The sequence below is a fragment of the Pseudomonas sp. JQ170C genome (assembly GCF_035581345.1).
GTDB lineage: Bacteria > Pseudomonadota > Gammaproteobacteria > Pseudomonadales > Pseudomonadaceae > Aquipseudomonas.
The window spans coordinates 3,707,905-3,722,002 of the sequence record NZ_CP141608.1; the positions used below are offsets into that span (position 1 = coordinate 3,707,905).

A 14,098-nucleotide genomic window follows, 5' to 3' on the forward strand; every position below is an offset into this window, starting at 1 on the left:
CTGCACACCTCAATGAATTCGCCTCGGAAAACAACGCGTATCGGTCAGTTGGTGGAGCACTTTTCTCAGTTGATCGACCAAGGCAAACTGACGCCGGGCAGCCGTTTGCCCTCCATTCGCGCTGCCGCCAAGGCGTTTGAAGTCAGTACGTTCAGCGTGGTGCAGGCTTACGATCGCCTGGTCGCATTGAGTTATGTCGAGGTGCGCAGAGGAGCAGGCTTTTTTGTCGCCAAGACCTCGGCGAGTGTCGAGCAGCAACGTAGCGTGGCCCCCTTGAGGGATGTCTATTGGCTGCTCGATGATGGGTTCAATCCAGATGCCGATGCCCTGCAACCGGGTAGCGGTGGCGTTCCCGATGCCTGGCTGGATGAGGCGGGCTTGCGTCTGGCCATGCGCAGCCTTGGTCGTGGCACTGGATTCATTGCCGGGTATGGCGAGTCTCATGGGGTCCTGGCACTGCGGCAATGGTTGCAGCGTCACCTGGGGGAGCGAGGCGTACCTGCCAGGTGCGAGCACATCGTGCTGACGCATGGCGCCAGCCAGGCGCTCAACATGGTGATTAACACCCTGCTGCGACCAGGTGATTGTGTGCTGGTGGACGACCCGGGCTACATCAACCTGCTGGCCAATCTGCGCGACCACAAGGTCAAGATCGTTGGAGTGCCCTGGACGCCACAAGGGCCGGATGTGGAGAAGCTTGGCGAGCTGCTGAACCACCATCGACCCAAGGCTTTTTTCACCAACCCCTGGCTGCAAAACCCTACCGGTGCCAGTTACAGCCCTGCAGTGGCCCATCGCGTCCTGCAACTGGCCGATGCGCATGATTGCTGGATTGTCGAAGATGACGTGCATGGCCAGCTGGTACAGAACAATCAGCCACCCCTGGCGGCCCTGGACAACCTGCAACGGGTTATTTATATCGGCAGCGTTTCCAAAGACATGGCGCCGTCCCTGCGGGTTGGCTACGTCACTGCAGAGCCGGCAGTGGCCGAAGCCTTGTTGCACTACAAGATGACGACCGGGCTCTACAGTTCGCAGCTTTGCGAACACCTCGCCTTGCAAATGCTTAACGATGGCAACCAGCGTAAACGGTGCCAGAAGCTGCGTGACCGGCTGTTGCAGGCTCAAGTGTTTGCCCGCCAGCAACTCAAACAGATCGGCTGGCAATGCTGGGCGCCCATAGCACCTGCGCCGTACCTGTGGATTGGTAGCGGTCAGGAAGACTTCGATCCGGTGGCCCTCACCCGCGCAGGACTCAAGCAGAATATCCTGCTGTCCCCTGGCTGCATCTTCCGCCCGGACTTGGAGGCCTCACCCTGGTTACGCTTCAACGCGGCGTTAGGCGAAGACCCGGCTGTCTGGAGCTTTCTTGCAAAGAGCACAATTGCCGCAGGCTGACGCGCTTAGCCTTGAGCGTCATGCACGGTGACCCTCACGCCCGTGGCCACAATCTCGTACTCGGTCTCGGATATCTTTTTCACGTCACCGCCGAACTGCATCTCGAAATGCTTCAGGCCTTCATGCCGAACCATGCCGTGCGGCGAGCGCTCAACGGTCTCGTCCTGATAAATGTTGATCACGTATTCCACGTTATCCGTGCCAGTACCCATGATCTTTCCAACATATTTATCTGCCATGTCCGGACTCCTTGGGTGAAGTCTCAAAGTAGCGGGTACCGACCGATCAATCCACTGCCTTGAGCAACGCTTGAATACACCGGAGGTGGCACATAACATTCCACGCCCAATGAATGCCGAGTAACCAAGAAACGCTCATGCAAAAAATGATACTGGTCGTCGCTGCAACGCTGCTGGCCGTCGGTTGTTCCACGCACGAAACGATCGACCCGAAGCCCGTCCAGCCAACGACTAAAACGGCGTACCTTGAGATTGCCCCCGAAACGCGGACGTGTACCGGTGTGGGGGTTTTCCAGTGCCTGCAGGTGCGCGAAGTGACCTACGATGCTCAAGGCGTGAAAGCACCCTCGAACGAAGACTGGCATAACTTTTATGGCGGTATCGAAGGTTACGAGCACAACACCGCTGAACGCGTGGTGTTGAAGGTGAAGATGATTGAAGTTCTCAACCCTCCGGCTGACGCGTCCAGCGTCCGCTATGTCTTGGAGGAGTACATCGAAAGGAACTGATTCATCCAGGAGCAGGTGGCATGAGTCGGAACCGCCGCGCCACACCATACGGTCCTACTGGCTGTGGCGCGGAAGCTAGGCGATTTCCGAGAACGCGAAGCGCTGCGGATCTGCCTGGAAAGCTGGTTACTTGAGCTGCAACCGAAGGTTGTTCAAATGCTCAAGCGCAGCCTCCTTCTCCTCCATGCCGACGGGGCCCTCGCTGCCCATGATCGAGGAGTACGCATCCTCATAGACCTTCGCCACAATCTGGGCGCTCTCGGACCGCTTCAGGAAAGCCATTAGAAGGTGTTCAACGGCATCTACTTGCGCTTGGTTCAAGCTCACAACGACCTCCTAGATCCGGCCCCATGCCGGTCACCCGTAATAACCCATCCCACACTTAATTGCCACCCTGCTGCCTTCGGCCACGCAGGGCGGTGCATGCAATGGCGATGGGGCTGGTGATCCTCGTCAGCCGCGGCCGGCAGCACACTACGTGAGCAGGCCCGCAAGCACCTTCGCCAGCTTCTCCACCGAGGCGCGCATCTCGGCAGGCGTCTGCGCCGCGAACCCCATCAACACGCCAACATCATTCCTCGGCGTCGCATACAAGCTGCCGAGCCCAAGCAGGTCGATACCCGCCGCTCTTGCCGCCGTGACCACAGCATCCTCCGCCAGGTCCTGGACGAAATGACAGGGCATCTGCAGCCCCCCGGCCGGAATGCGCGGCGCCAGAAACGCCCCAAGATGCTGTTGCACCAGTTCAGCCAGCACGTCCCGTCTCCCGGCATACAGCGCCCTCATGCTGCGCACATGAGCCGTGTAGTGCCCGCCTTCCATGAACCTTGCCAGGGTCAGCTGGGCAATGGACGCCGTATGCCCATCCTGCAGCGTGCGTGCGCTGGTCATCGGGGCGACGAGAGCAGGCGGCAACAGCAGGTAACCGATACGCAGCCCGGCGAACAGCGACTTGGTGAAGGTGCCGATGTAGAGCGTCCGATCATGCGCGTCCAGGCCCTGCACGCAGGCCGTCGGCCGGCCTTCGTAGTGGAACTCGCTGTCGTAGTCATCTTCGATGATCCAGGCTCGCTGCTGCCTTGCCCATTCGATCGCGAGCAAGCGCCTGTCGAGCGACAAGGTCGCGCCGGTTGGGTATTGGTGGGAAGGCGTAAGAAAAACCGCCCTGGCATGGGGGGCCAGCGCGCCCATGCCCTCGACCTGCATGCCGCATTCATCCACCGGCACGGGAACGCACTTGAGGCCTGCGGCGCCGACGGCTTTGCGGGTGCCCTGGTAGAGCGGGTCTTCGACCAGCACCTGGTCGTCCGCATCCATGAGTACCTGGGCGCACAGGCCTAGCGCCTGCTGTGAGCTGGTGAGAATCAGCACCCGATCGGCAGACGCCTGCGCCCCCCGTTCGAGGTTGAGGTAGTCAGCGATTGCACTGCGCAGTGAGGCCATGCCCTGGGGCTCACTGTGCTCCAGGGCCTGGGTGCCATATTCCTTGTACACCTGGCGCTCCAGCTTTTCCCAGATGGCCAGGGGAAAGTGCCGGGTCTCGGCCACCCCAGGTGCGAAGGGACGTGACGTTTGGAAGTTGTCCACGCCCCCGCTCCTGAGCATGCCCATCGCCCTGCGACTAAGTTGAGGTGTCCCGTCGCAGACAGCCTCGCGTTGGCGCTTTCGCAGCGGCAGGTGCCGAGCGCGTTGCGACACGAAGCTTCCACTGCCCACGCGGCGTTCGATGAAACCCTCCGCATGCAGCTGGCTGTAGGCCGCTTCCACGGTATCCCGCGAGACACCCAGGGAATGGGCCAACGGCCGTGAGGCCGGTAGCGACTTTCCGGCCGGTAGCGCGCCATCAAGAATCAATTGACGAATCGCCCGCTGGATACGTACATGCAGCGACAACGCCCCATGAGCGGGATCGCTTATCCAGGCTTTGACCGACTGCAACTGTGAGTGCTTGAACATTGGTCTGGTTAACCTGAAGAAAGTGGCAGGGCAACTCCGGCCATTCTATCGCTATAAATGCAGCTGCTTTCCAACCACTCTTCACACTGAAAGGGGTTTCACGATGACAGCCGCACAGCAATTCGTTTCCGTTCGCCCGTTGGCGCCGAGTGATTTTCAACAATGGTCTGCTTACTGGGACCAGTATCAGGCGTTCTACAAGGTGGCGCTGAGCCAGGACACCACTGAGCTGACCTGGGCGCGTTTCTTCGACCCGACGGAGCCCGTGCACTGCGCCGTAGCCACGGACGGTGAACGGCTCCTGGGCTTCGTCCATTTTGTTTTCCATCGCTCGACCTGGGGGCGTAATGACTTCTGTTACCTGGAGGACCTGTACGTCTGCCCAAGTGCCCGGGGGAAAAAGGTCGGCAAACGATTGATCGAGTTTGTTCAGGGCCAGGCGCAGGAGAAACACTGCGATCGGCTCTACTGGCATACCCAGGAGACGAACCAGACCGCACAGCGACTGTACGACTGGATAGCCGAGAAGCCGGGGGTGATCGAATACCGGATGGCGCTGCCTGCTAAGGACTGACGGTAATGAGAAACTTTCGGCGCTCATCCCCGAAAGTTTCGCAACACCACTCTTTCCAGGTGCCGAACGAAAAACCCTGCAGACCTTAATCTGCGGGGCTTTCCCTGACTGTCCCGGGTCTCCTCCCGCTCAGCACGTCGGCCCACAACGCCCTTGTCATGAAATGAAAATTCGTTGTCGTGCGATGCGACGTGGCCGCGAGCGCGGCACTTTAGAGTCAGTGGCGAACATCACAACCGGACACTGCGTCCGGAATAATAATGAGAGCCAACATGAGCAGATCCACCCGAACGAGCGAGACCGCAACCACTACCCAACGCTCCCCGGCGACCAGCCGAAAGCGTCGCGTTCGCAAGGATGTCGATCTTCCGGAGAGCACCCAGGAACAAGCGTTGATCTGCACGGCTGCCAACCAGACCCTGGCAGGCAATCCACTGGTCAGCGTGCGCGCAGCGGACCTGGCCAGCTCGGCCGGCTACCTGCTCAAGGCCGTGGGCAAGTCGCCGCTCAAGGCAGGCGCTCATCTGGGTGGCTACCTCAAGGAGTTGCGCGGCATCGTCGGCGGCCATTCCAACATTGCGCCAGACCCGAAGGACAAGCGCTTTGCCGATCCAGCCTGGCAATCCAACGCCTTCCTGCGCGCCCTGCTGCAAAGTTACCTGGCCGGCCAAAGTGAACTGACCCGCTTCATTGAGGCCACCGACCTTGCCCCGCTGGAAAAGAGCCGGGCCCATTTCGTCGCCGCGCTGCTGGCCGATGCAGTGGCACCGAGCAACTCGCCACTGACCAATCCGGCGGCGCTGCGCAAGCTGGTGGACACCGGCGGCATGAGCCTGGCCAGGGGCGCCCGCCAATTCGGCCAGGATATGCTGAACAACCGTGGGCTCCCCCGGCAGGTCGACAGCACGCCGTTCACGGTTGGGGAAAACATCGCCACGGCCAAAGGCGAAGTGGTGTTTCGCAACGAGATGTTCGAGCTGCTGCAGTTCGCGCCCACCACCGAAAAGGTCTATGCCCGGCCCCTGGTGATGTCACCGCCGCAAATCAACAAGTACTACGCCATCGACCTGTCGCCGGAAAAAAGCCTGATCAAGTGGATCCAGGACAGCGGTGTGAACCTCTTCGTCATCAGTTGGCGCAACCCCACCCGCGAACACCGCGACTGGGGCCTGTCCGATTACGCCCTGTGCCTCGACCAGGCGGTGGACGTGGCGCGCAGAATCACCGGTAGCCCGGATGTGAACATGTGGGGCTCCTGCTCGGGCGGTATCACACTGGCAGCTTACCTGGGCTGGCTGGCGGCCCGTGGCGAAGGCCACAAGGTGGTCAACACCAGCTGGGCCGTGTGCGTGCTCGACATGCCGTCGGCGCTGGATGACACCACCCTGGGGCTGTTTACAACGCCGTCCGCCCTGCGTGCGGCCAAGGCCAGCTCCCGGCGCAAGGGCGTGTTGAGCGGCCAGGGCATGGCCCGCATGTTCGCCTGGATGCGGCCCAACGACCTGATCTGGAACTACTGGGTCAACAACTATCTGCTGGGCAATAAACCGCCGGCCTTCGACATCCTGGCGTGGAACAACGACACCACGCGGCTACCCGCCCAGCTGCACGCGGACTACCTCGACCTGATCCAGCAAAACCCCTACAGCAACCCGGGTACCCTGGAGATTGCCGGCGAGTCGATCGACATGAGCCTGGTGAAGGTGGGCGCCTATGTGGTTGGCGGCACCACCGACCACATTACCCCTTGGCAGGGCTGCTACGGCACCGCCCGGTTGTTTGGCGAGGACGCAACCTACGTGCTGTCCAACGCCGGTCACCTGCAGAGCCTGGTGAACCCGCCGGGCAACCCCAAGTCGTTCTACTATGCGGCGCCAGCCGCGGCCCAGACGCCGGAAACCTGGCTGCAGAACGCCGGGGAGCGCCAGCAAGGCAGTTGGTGGCCGCATTGGCGCGAATGGATTGGGCAGCGCTCGGGTGACAGCCTGCCGGCGCCGAAGAAGCTCGGATCGCGCAAGTACCCACCCCTCTGCCCCGCTCCAGGCACTTATGTCATGGAACGTTGAGGCTGCCCTCTCTTATTCGAGCTGATCCTACGCCACACGGGGGGGGCAGAATCGAGTGCGTGGCGCGATCCTTGAATCGTGGAGGGCAGATGCTGAAGGGCTGGCTTGAGCAACATGACTTATTGGCCGGCGCTTGAAGCAACTGCTCGTTCACGCCTTAACTTTCCAGCGATTCGCTTCACAGGATGAAGCGCCGTTGGCGGGTGCCAACTGTTTAAACCTATAAGAAGAAAATATGCTCAGAAACATTAGTATCGCGTGGCGTGCATCCATTGGCCTGGGTCTGGTGACTGCGTTAACCGCAGCGCTGGGGATATTTGCGCTGTATCAGTTAGAGGATATGCGTGAAAGTACACGGCAAATCAGTGACGACTGGTTACCCGGGGTCATGGTCTTGAGTCATGGCGCACAGAATATTCAGCGTATCCGTGCCCTGACACTGCGCATCATGATCAACCGAGACCCACAGAGCCTGGAGCAAAACTACAGCAAGATCGATTCGCTCAAGGCCGAAACTCGAACAGCGATGGCGCAGTACGAAAAAACCATCCTCATCGAAGAAGACCGAGTGATGTACCAGAGCTTCAAGACCGCCGAAGCCGGCTACATGTCACTTCAGGGCAAGGTGATCGAGTTGTCGCGCAAGGATCAACTCGACGAAGCCCGGAACCTTATCAACGGTGAGATGAACCAGCGTGCGGATGTGCTGAGCAAGGCACTCGCCGACCTGATCGAGCTAAACAACCGTGGCGCCAATGCCGCTGCCGCCAACAGCGTTGAGGTTTTCAACAGTGCCCGTAGTGGTGTTATCGGTGCGTTGTTACTCGTTGCACTGGCGTCATGCGCGGTGGCAATCGGTTTGATTCGCAGCATCGTCCTGCCGCTGCGTCAGTCGGTTCAACTGGCCGAGACGGTGGCAACCGGCAACCTCACTACGCGCATCGTGGTAGTTGGCAAAGATGAGCCTGCGCAATTGATAGGCGCACTGGCCACGATGCAGGCCAATCTGCGCGACACCATCACGTCCATTGCTGAATCGTCCAATCAGCTGGCGTCGGCGGCCGAAGAGTTGAGTGCCGTTAACGAAGATGCATGCCGTGGGCTTCATCAGCAGAATGGCGAAATCGAGCAGGCGGCCACAGCGGTCAATGAAATGACCAGTGCCGCAGAAGATGTTGCCCGCAACGCAAGCTCTACAGCCGATGTCACACGAACGTCCGACCTGACGGCGCAGCAAGGCCGCCAGCAAGTCTTGCGAACGGTCGACGCCATTGCCGAGCTTGCCGGTGGCGTCACTACAACGGCCAGTGAGGTAGAAAATCTGGCCGGCCGGGTACGCGACATCAGCCAGGTCGTCGATGTCATTCGCTCGGTTGCCGAGCAGACCAATCTGCTGGCACTCAACGCTGCCATTGAAGCGGCCCGGGCAGGCGAGGCAGGCCGCGGCTTTGCCGTGGTCGCCGATGAGGTACGCAGCCTTGCACACCGGACCCAGCGCTCGACCCAGGAAATCGAGGACCTGGTCAAGGCCATCGAAGGCGGTACGGAATTGGCCGTCAATGCGATGAAAGGAAGCAATACCCGCGCGCGCGACACACTGGAGGTGGCCCACGCCGCCGGGCAGGCCCTTGAGCAGATTGCCTCCTCGTTCACACAGATCAATGAACGCAACCTGGTGATTGCCAGTGCTGCCGAACAGCAAGCGCACGTCGCCCGGGAAGTGGATGCCAACCTCGCCAACATCCGCGACCTGGCTTCGCAGACCGCCGCCGGCGCGACACAAACCAGCGCTGCCAGCCAGGAGCTGTCGCGCCTGGCCGTTTCGCTTAACGGTCTCGTGTTGAGGTTTACGGTTTAATACGACACGGTCGCCATCAAAACGGCTGGGCCAGGTCCAGCCGCTCTGGTAAGTGGAGCAGGCCTACTCAAGCACGGTGGGATCGCGCCGGATTTCCTCGCGAGCCATGGCTTCCCACAGGAATGGGAAGCCATTTTCATCTGTACGTCCTCCGGTTGCGCGCGCGACGCTGGCGGGCAACGGTGAACCGCCTCCGAGCATTTCGACATGCCAGGCCAAGCGGCTGCGCCACTCCAACGTGATCGCGCACAAGTGAGCCTGGCGAATCCCGTTGGCCACCACCAGCACGCCGTGGTTGGCAAGCAACGCCCATTTTTGCGTACCGAGAGCATCCACGACGGCGCGGCCTCGCTCGCTGTCTTCAACCGTGCCCCGATACTCGTCATAGAGCACCGGGTCAGTGTCAACCAAGGCGGACGTTTGGTCGTAGATCGGTGGAACACGCCCGGCCGCCGACCACACGGATCCCCACTGCGGATGATTGTGGATGACCACGCCGACGTCATGCCGGGCGGTGTGTACATCAATGTGCAGGTTGATGGCCGGGGTTATGTTCCACTCACCCTCGATCACCTTCCCTTGCGGATCGAGGCGCACGATATCCGAGGCCGTCACTTCACCCCAGGTGAGCTCCCACGGATTGGCCAGGTAAGTGCCGTCGTCCTGGCGAGCGGTGATATGGCCGGCGATGTGATCGTTATACCCCTCCCGATGCAACACCCGACATAGCAGCGCCACGGTCTGGTGTGGGGTCAATTCGGGCAACAGCGCATAGCGACCCGGCTTGGGCGCGTAGCGGGCCAGCAAATCCTTGTTCAGCGTGTCCGTCGACATAGAGGTTTCCTTTTGAGGGGCTGTCAAAAGCGGTGAGTGACCAATCATGAATTACCCGCAAAAAGACCCGCGAGCGAAGACCGAGGTGCGCTGCATGCGCCGTTGGTGCGGTTGATAGTCCAGGATGGCGTTGTGCAGAACGCTACGGTTGTCCCAGAGCACCATGTCACCGACTCGCCAGCGGTGGCGCAAGCCAAATTGAACGTGTTGGCAATGCGCATGCAGGAAGGCAAGGATGGCATCGCCCTCGGGGCTGGCCAGGCCGTCGATATGGGTGGTGTAGGTCGGGCTCAGATACAGCGCCTTGCGACCGGTCACCGGGTGCCGAATGACCAGCGGATGCAGGTGCCGCCGGTTGGCCTTGATGACCTCGACATAGCGCTCGTGCGTGACGACGTTCTGGCGTAGCGCTGCCGTCATGGGTCCGTTCATGTCGTGCCAGGCGCTGAGGCCTTCGAGGTAGTGCTTCATGCGCTCGGACAGCGCATCGTAGGCGCTGGTCATGCTGATCCAGCAGGTGTCGCCGCCACATGGCGGCAGGATGCGGGCGTGAGTCATGGTGACAATCGGCGGGCTGGGTAGAAAACTCTCGTCGTGGTGCCACATATCCGCTCGATCGCCCAGCTTGGAGTCGATCACAGTGATTTGTTCAAAGCCCTCGCCCAGGTTGGGATAGAAGGTATGTACTTCTGGCTCACCGAAATACTGTGCAATCGCCAAATGTTGTTCGGGGCTTAATTCTGGGACGTGCAACACGATGGCTTCATGTTTGAACAGTGCCGCCTCAAGCGCTGCCAATGTTTCTGGCAAAACCAATGAAGCCGGATTCAGATCAAGCACTTCGGCGCCCAGGCTTGGGCCAAGGGGCTGGAGGGTGAAAGATGAAGGCATGGGCAATCTCCCGGCAAGGTTGGAGCATCCGATCTTATGGGGCGCATTACTACGCGTTTAGACGATGTCTGATTGACGAGAACGATCATACTGACGTCGCGATGGCTGAGATATTCGCCTTCCGCAAGCGACCAAACTTGTTTCTAACTAATTGATTTAATTAATTTATTTTAAAGTTTTAGTACAACGAAAAATGCACCGCTCGGTTTCCCATGAACAACCAAGGTGATGAAACCACGATGAGCCTAGAGTCTTCGCCAAAGCAGCTTCCCGCATTACGCAAGCGGCCGACCCAGTCGCGCTCTCGCGCATTGGTCGAAGCCGTGGAGCAGGCGTGCCTGCGAATTCTGGATGAGGCCGGTGAGCAAGCGCTGACCGTCGCCCGCATCGTGGAAACATCAGGGGTCGCCGTCGGCTCGATCTACCAATATTTCCCCAACAAGGACGCGATCGTTGCCTTGCTGTACGAGCGTGTGCTCGACGAGGAATCCGAGGAACTACTTAGGGTGCGCGAGAGGCTGGTTGGCGTGCCATTGAAATCGGCACTGCGCGATATTCTGGCCAACATCATTCGTGTCGAAACTCGCCTGTTCAAATTGAACAAGGCCTTTCACTTGCGTTACCACTCCGCCCTGCACCTGGGGATGTGGCGCGGCCCTTACCACACCACAGGTGAATTCATCGAAGCCACCTGGCTGCCGCTCTTGCAGCTATATGAGCAGGAGATCACCACGGAGCACCCCGCCTTGGCGGCTTACTTGCTCGGACAGGGGTTGCGCAGTGTCATCCGCTCGGTACTGGAGGATATGCCGGCGCAGCTGGAGCATCCGGCCTTGCTCGACAGCCTCGTGGCCATGGCTATGGGTTGCTTGCGACCGTCCGCTTTCGACGCCTATTAAAGCTTGCGCAAAACAGGCCGAAACAGGAGATGGCAATTAGCCACAACCCCAAGGAGATGTAGATGGGCATAGTCATGGCTATCCTGGTAGGCCTGTTCGGCCACAAACTTCTAGAAACCAAGCTGTTCGCCGGCGGATATTCCTTGTCTCAGGCATTCTGGGGCTTTGGGGTGATCGGGGGCAGTATTGTGCTGGCAGTCGCGATGGGATACGTGGCGTATGTATTGAACGGCGATCAAAGCAGTGGCGCTGGTTGGACGCTTGCCGCGATTCGCGGCGTTGCCGTACCCGTAGGCTGCTATGCCCTTGTCACGTTCGTTGGAATATGGCGGTCAGCGGCCAATAGCGAGACCTGGGTGAAAATAGTAGCCCGTTACTTTTCTGTATTTTTTCTCAGCACCGCGGCCGCTTGTGTGATGCTGGGCTGGTTCAACCTGATCATTGCCGGTGGCGTCTATCTGTTGAAAAAGCGCCTGCAGCGCAAACCTGCTGTTTCAGCTGTCTCGTAAGCTGTCAGTCAAGAAGGCGATCACAAAAGCCCACTATCAAGCGGGCTTTTTTATAGGAGATCAGAACGGGGATGGTCAGTTACCGGGCATCTCCGCGCTCCAAACGGCCAACTCATAACCATCCGGATCGATGAAGTGAAACCTACGCCCGCCGGGAAAAGTAAACACCTCCTGGCTAATAGTAGCGCCTGCCGATAGCAGTTTACGCTGCGACTCTTCGAGATCGTCCGAATACAGGATCACTAAAGGACCTCCAAATCGAACGGGCGCCCCCGTTGCAAAACCGCCCGTCAAGCGCCCATCGCTGAACTCTGTGTAGGTCGGGCCATAGTCAACAAAGCTCCAGCCGAACGCCTCACCATAGAATGCCTTGCTGCGTTCAATGTTGCCGACATTGAACTCGATATTATCGATCTGACTATCCTTTCCTTTACTCATCTACATCTCCTTGTTTGTGCTCGCACTCTATCACCGGTCTAACTGGGCCGGGTCGGCCAACGCTACTGCGAACAGCTCAACTGCAAACGCCAGGTTTTCTGGCCTGACCAAAACCTGAGCCTGCGGCGCTGCTCGCCCGTTACGGGTTGGTCAGTCCTGATCTGTCAGCTCGCAGACGCCATTCGCACCACCCTTGCCGGTATACGACACATCAGGCGTGCCATCGGGCTTGATGCTGAGCGATACAGTTACCCCGCTCCCTTTTGCCTCGAAATAGTTGTCGTTGAATTTCTTCAACTTAGCCTCTTTGCCATTGATGTAGATCGGCCCACCTTCGTCGGCGTGTACCTCAATGTTTCCTGGGCAGGTTGCATTCACCAGTGGAATGCCCGCATTGGCAAAGCCAGCAGCGCAAACCAGCAAAGCGCCCAACAGTAGCTGCTTCATCGAATCATCTCCTGATTCGGCCAAGTGCCGAAGCATCAGCAATAGCCCACTTCAACGAGTGACGCCACCCCGGCGACAAAACCCGCCAGCCAACCAACAAAAATCAAATTTGATGATCGGGTAGCGCGTAGTCGAATTTGTATGAATGCTGCCCGTCAGCGATCGTGATGACCAAGCTGCCAGCTAGCCCGCAAAGCGCTTCAGTTCCGGAATCAGGAACGACGGTAATAGACTGAACGGGGGCCCCACGATTCATTGTCGAACTGTGTTGAAGTACGAAGCTACCGCTCAGACAGCGCAAGGTTCCGTGCACAGCTTCCATGGCAACGTAGCCGGCGGAACCTTGGACGCTGCTGCGAAAAGACCAAATTGCACCTTGAGGCATGCCGCCACACCCATATTAGGGGGCGATTGGGGCAGATGCTAAGTTCTCAAGGACTGCTTCTAAAGTAGATGTAGATGGCCACCGTATCCACGGCGACCGCTATCACGATCACTGCGATCATGAAACACAGCATCTCTTCAATCATAACCATCCCCCACTGATCGGCTGATTTGGGAGGTAGGGCAATTTCTATTCCAACTCATATATGCCGCATCCGGCCACGGAGGGCGGTGCTTACTCTGCGTTGATCTACACGTCCGGGTCAGACCATAGGCACAACATATGAATAGGGGGGTGGCGAAGATGTCAGCTCAGCACAACCGCTAAAAAGCAGGGCAATCATTGAAACCGACAAAAGCCGCATTCGTGCTTTGCCTACCGGAGTGAACGCGAAACACAGCACTATGGCTTCGATGCTTGATCAATTTGCTTCATCAAGGTTCGCCGGCGCTGCCCGCCAGCGCTTTTTGCCTTGGCCTATCACAGCTATCGACGTTACTTAGAGCTGCCTTCAGCGCGATCCACATCGTATTCAGATTTCAAGTTCAGCTCGGCAGCGTCCGAATCCGTGTAGTAGGCCTTCCGTACTAACTGACTCGTTTCGTATGCGCAGTATCCGCTGATGGTAGATGCCGTGGTCATGACCAACCCGAAAGCCACCACAAGTGCTCTGTTACTCATTTGGCTCTCCTGCCAATCGAAAAAAAGCACGGACTTTACCTAACCATCTCCCCTAGCGCCAACTCGCAAGATAAATGGCGCCTATCCACTTCAACAGATCACGCCACCCCGGCGGGGAACGCTCATGTCTGCATTTCAGAAAAATCCCGCCTTCGACTTCAAAACCCAGTACCACCTGGGCATTGATCCGCAGGACAATGAAACTGTGGTCGACTTTTTCTGCGGTGGTGTCAGCGCCAGTACTCGCTTGGAGATGGGCATGGGCAGTTCGGTGACGGTGGCTGGTCTGGCCTGGACCAATGACCCGTGGCGCATTACTGAACAGCAAGCTAAAACCGCCTGATCGACGAATCAGTCCAGCCTTCAAAACGGAGGAAGATCGGCGATCCTTCTCCCTGATATGCACTGTTCCTC

16 protein-coding genes are annotated in these 14,098 nt (G+C 58.9%); 8 read left to right on the forward strand and 8 right to left on the reverse strand.

What is annotated here, in order from left to right; all coding sequences use genetic code 11:
• The first annotated feature begins 12 nt into the window (after nucleotides 1-12).
• The gene (locus U9R80_RS16600; RefSeq protein WP_301842766.1) at nucleotides 13-1,398 is read left to right on the forward strand and encodes an aminotransferase-like domain-containing protein; all 1,386 of its coding nucleotides are present in this window, start codon (nucleotides 13-15) and stop codon (nucleotides 1,396-1,398) included.
• Nucleotides 1,399-1,403: 5 nt separating this feature from the next.
• On the opposite strand, the gene U9R80_RS16605 is transcribed toward U9R80_RS16600, so the two are convergent.
• Nucleotides 1,404-1,637: a hypothetical protein gene (locus U9R80_RS16605; RefSeq protein ID WP_301842765.1), complete on the reverse strand. Its 234-nt coding sequence runs from the start codon at nucleotides 1,635-1,637 to the stop codon at nucleotides 1,404-1,406.
• 137 nt (nucleotides 1,638-1,774) lie between these two features.
• On the opposite strand from U9R80_RS16605, the gene U9R80_RS16610 reads away from it, so the two are divergent.
• Entirely contained in the window at nucleotides 1,775-2,146 is a 372-nt protein-coding gene (locus U9R80_RS16610; protein ID WP_301842764.1) for a DUF4377 domain-containing protein, read from the forward strand.
• 126 nt (nucleotides 2,147-2,272) lie between these two features.
• Here the strand turns inward: U9R80_RS16610 and U9R80_RS16615 are convergent, their stop codons facing one another.
• Together U9R80_RS16615 and pdxR are read right to left on the reverse strand one after the other, a co-directional pair.
• The gene (locus U9R80_RS16615) at nucleotides 2,273-2,473 is read right to left on the reverse strand and encodes a hypothetical protein (protein WP_051939439.1); all 201 of its coding nucleotides are present in this window, start codon (nucleotides 2,471-2,473) and stop codon (nucleotides 2,273-2,275) included.
• 147 nt (nucleotides 2,474-2,620) lie between these two features.
• Nucleotides 2,621-4,102: a MocR-like pyridoxine biosynthesis transcription factor PdxR gene (gene pdxR / locus U9R80_RS16620; RefSeq protein ID WP_301842762.1), complete on the reverse strand. Its 1,482-nt coding sequence runs from the start codon at nucleotides 4,100-4,102 to the stop codon at nucleotides 2,621-2,623.
• A gap of 103 nt (nucleotides 4,103-4,205) precedes the next feature.
• Between pdxR and U9R80_RS16625 the strand changes: the two genes are divergently transcribed.
• The 3 genes from U9R80_RS16625 (at nucleotide 4,206) to U9R80_RS16635 (ending at nucleotide 8,600) form a co-directional block, all read left to right on the forward strand.
• Nucleotides 4,206-4,676, forward strand: a complete 471-nt coding sequence (locus U9R80_RS16625) for a GNAT family N-acetyltransferase (protein ID WP_301842761.1) — start codon at nucleotides 4,206-4,208, stop codon at nucleotides 4,674-4,676.
• A 272-nt stretch (nucleotides 4,677-4,948) separates the two neighbouring features.
• A complete protein-coding gene (locus U9R80_RS16630) occupies nucleotides 4,949-6,742 on the forward strand; it encodes an alpha/beta fold hydrolase (RefSeq protein ID WP_301842760.1) in 1,794 nt (597 codons plus the stop codon).
• Between the two features lie 235 nt (nucleotides 6,743-6,977).
• Complete coding sequence (locus U9R80_RS16635; RefSeq protein WP_301842759.1) at nucleotides 6,978-8,600, forward strand: methyl-accepting chemotaxis protein; 1,623 nt, start codon at nucleotides 6,978-6,980, stop codon at nucleotides 8,598-8,600.
• Between the two features lie 63 nt (nucleotides 8,601-8,663).
• On the opposite strand, the gene U9R80_RS16640 is transcribed toward U9R80_RS16635, so the two are convergent.
• Entirely contained in the window at nucleotides 8,664-9,434 is a 771-nt protein-coding gene (locus tag U9R80_RS16640) for a class II aldolase/adducin family protein (protein ID WP_301842758.1), read from the reverse strand.
• Between the two features lie 51 nt (nucleotides 9,435-9,485).
• Nucleotides 9,486-10,325 (reverse strand): TauD/TfdA dioxygenase family protein, encoded by an 840-nt coding sequence (locus tag U9R80_RS16645; RefSeq protein WP_301842757.1) that lies wholly within the window; start codon nucleotides 10,323-10,325, stop codon nucleotides 9,486-9,488.
• A gap of 212 nt (nucleotides 10,326-10,537) precedes the next feature.
• Between U9R80_RS16645 and U9R80_RS16650 the strand changes: the two genes are divergently transcribed.
• Nucleotides 10,538-11,224, forward strand: coding sequence for a TetR/AcrR family transcriptional regulator (locus U9R80_RS16650; RefSeq protein ID WP_301842756.1), 687 nt, complete (start codon nucleotides 10,538-10,540; stop codon nucleotides 11,222-11,224).
• A gap of 62 nt (nucleotides 11,225-11,286) precedes the next feature.
• Nucleotides 11,287-11,733: a hypothetical protein gene (locus U9R80_RS16655; RefSeq protein ID WP_301842755.1), complete on the forward strand. Its 447-nt coding sequence runs from the start codon at nucleotides 11,287-11,289 to the stop codon at nucleotides 11,731-11,733.
• A 75-nt stretch (nucleotides 11,734-11,808) separates the two neighbouring features.
• Here the strand turns inward: U9R80_RS16655 and U9R80_RS16660 are convergent, their stop codons facing one another.
• The 3 genes from U9R80_RS16660 to U9R80_RS16670 all read right to left on the reverse strand — a co-directional run bounded on the left by U9R80_RS16660 (nucleotide 11,809) and on the right by U9R80_RS16670 (nucleotide 13,003).
• On the reverse strand, nucleotides 11,809-12,171 hold the full coding sequence (locus U9R80_RS16660; protein ID WP_301842754.1) for a VOC family protein: 363 nt from the start codon (nucleotides 12,169-12,171) through the stop codon (nucleotides 11,809-11,811).
• Nucleotides 12,172-12,321: 150 nt separating this feature from the next.
• Nucleotides 12,322-12,618 carry a hypothetical protein gene (locus U9R80_RS16665; RefSeq protein ID WP_301842752.1) on the reverse strand — a complete coding sequence of 99 codons (297 nt, stop codon included), beginning with the start codon at nucleotides 12,616-12,618 and terminating at the stop codon, nucleotides 12,322-12,324.
• Nucleotides 12,619-12,721: 103 nt separating this feature from the next.
• Complete coding sequence (locus U9R80_RS16670) at nucleotides 12,722-13,003, reverse strand: DUF3224 domain-containing protein (protein WP_301842751.1); 282 nt, start codon at nucleotides 13,001-13,003, stop codon at nucleotides 12,722-12,724.
• 805 nt (nucleotides 13,004-13,808) lie between these two features.
• Here U9R80_RS16670 and U9R80_RS16675 point away from each other — a divergent pair.
• Complete coding sequence (locus U9R80_RS16675; protein ID WP_301842811.1) at nucleotides 13,809-14,027, forward strand: hypothetical protein; 219 nt, start codon at nucleotides 13,809-13,811, stop codon at nucleotides 14,025-14,027.
• Nucleotides 14,028-14,098 lie beyond the last annotated feature (71 nt).

What these genes read in the sequence shown, in the direction of transcription:
- U9R80_RS16610 (WP_301842764.1), top strand. Translation starts at nt 1,775, where the DNA reads ATGCAAAAAATGATACTGGTCGTCGCTGCAACGCTGCTGGCCGTCGGT.
- U9R80_RS16625 (WP_301842761.1), top strand. Translation starts at nt 4,206, where the DNA reads ATGACAGCCGCACAGCAATTCGTTTCCGTTCGCCCGTTGGCGCCGAGT.
- U9R80_RS16675 (WP_301842811.1), top strand. Translation starts at nt 13,809, where the DNA reads ATGTCTGCATTTCAGAAAAATCCCGCCTTCGACTTCAAAACCCAGTAC.
- U9R80_RS16630 (WP_301842760.1), top strand. Translation starts at nt 4,949, where the DNA reads ATGAGCAGATCCACCCGAACGAGCGAGACCGCAACCACTACCCAACGC.
- U9R80_RS16650 (WP_301842756.1), top strand. Translation starts at nt 10,538, where the DNA reads ATGAACAACCAAGGTGATGAAACCACGATGAGCCTAGAGTCTTCGCCA.
- U9R80_RS16665 (WP_301842752.1), bottom strand. Translation starts at nt 12,618, where the DNA reads ATGAAGCAGCTACTGTTGGGCGCTTTGCTGGTTTGCGCTGCTGGCTTT.
- U9R80_RS16635 (WP_301842759.1), top strand. Translation starts at nt 6,978, where the DNA reads ATGCTCAGAAACATTAGTATCGCGTGGCGTGCATCCATTGGCCTGGGT.
- U9R80_RS16600 (WP_301842766.1), top strand. Translation starts at nt 13, where the DNA reads ATGAATTCGCCTCGGAAAACAACGCGTATCGGTCAGTTGGTGGAGCAC.
- U9R80_RS16605 (WP_301842765.1), bottom strand. Translation starts at nt 1,637, where the DNA reads ATGGCAGATAAATATGTTGGAAAGATCATGGGTACTGGCACGGATAAC.
- U9R80_RS16640 (WP_301842758.1), bottom strand. Translation starts at nt 9,434, where the DNA reads ATGTCGACGGACACGCTGAACAAGGATTTGCTGGCCCGCTACGCGCCC.
- pdxR (WP_301842762.1), bottom strand. Translation starts at nt 4,102, where the DNA reads ATGTTCAAGCACTCACAGTTGCAGTCGGTCAAAGCCTGGATAAGCGAT.
- U9R80_RS16645 (WP_301842757.1), bottom strand. Translation starts at nt 10,325, where the DNA reads ATGCCTTCATCTTTCACCCTCCAGCCCCTTGGCCCAAGCCTGGGCGCC.
- U9R80_RS16660 (WP_301842754.1), bottom strand. Translation starts at nt 12,171, where the DNA reads ATGAGTAAAGGAAAGGATAGTCAGATCGATAATATCGAGTTCAATGTC.
- U9R80_RS16655 (WP_301842755.1), top strand. Translation starts at nt 11,287, where the DNA reads ATGGGCATAGTCATGGCTATCCTGGTAGGCCTGTTCGGCCACAAACTT.
- U9R80_RS16670 (WP_301842751.1), bottom strand. Translation starts at nt 13,003, where the DNA reads ATGCCTCAAGGTGCAATTTGGTCTTTTCGCAGCAGCGTCCAAGGTTCC.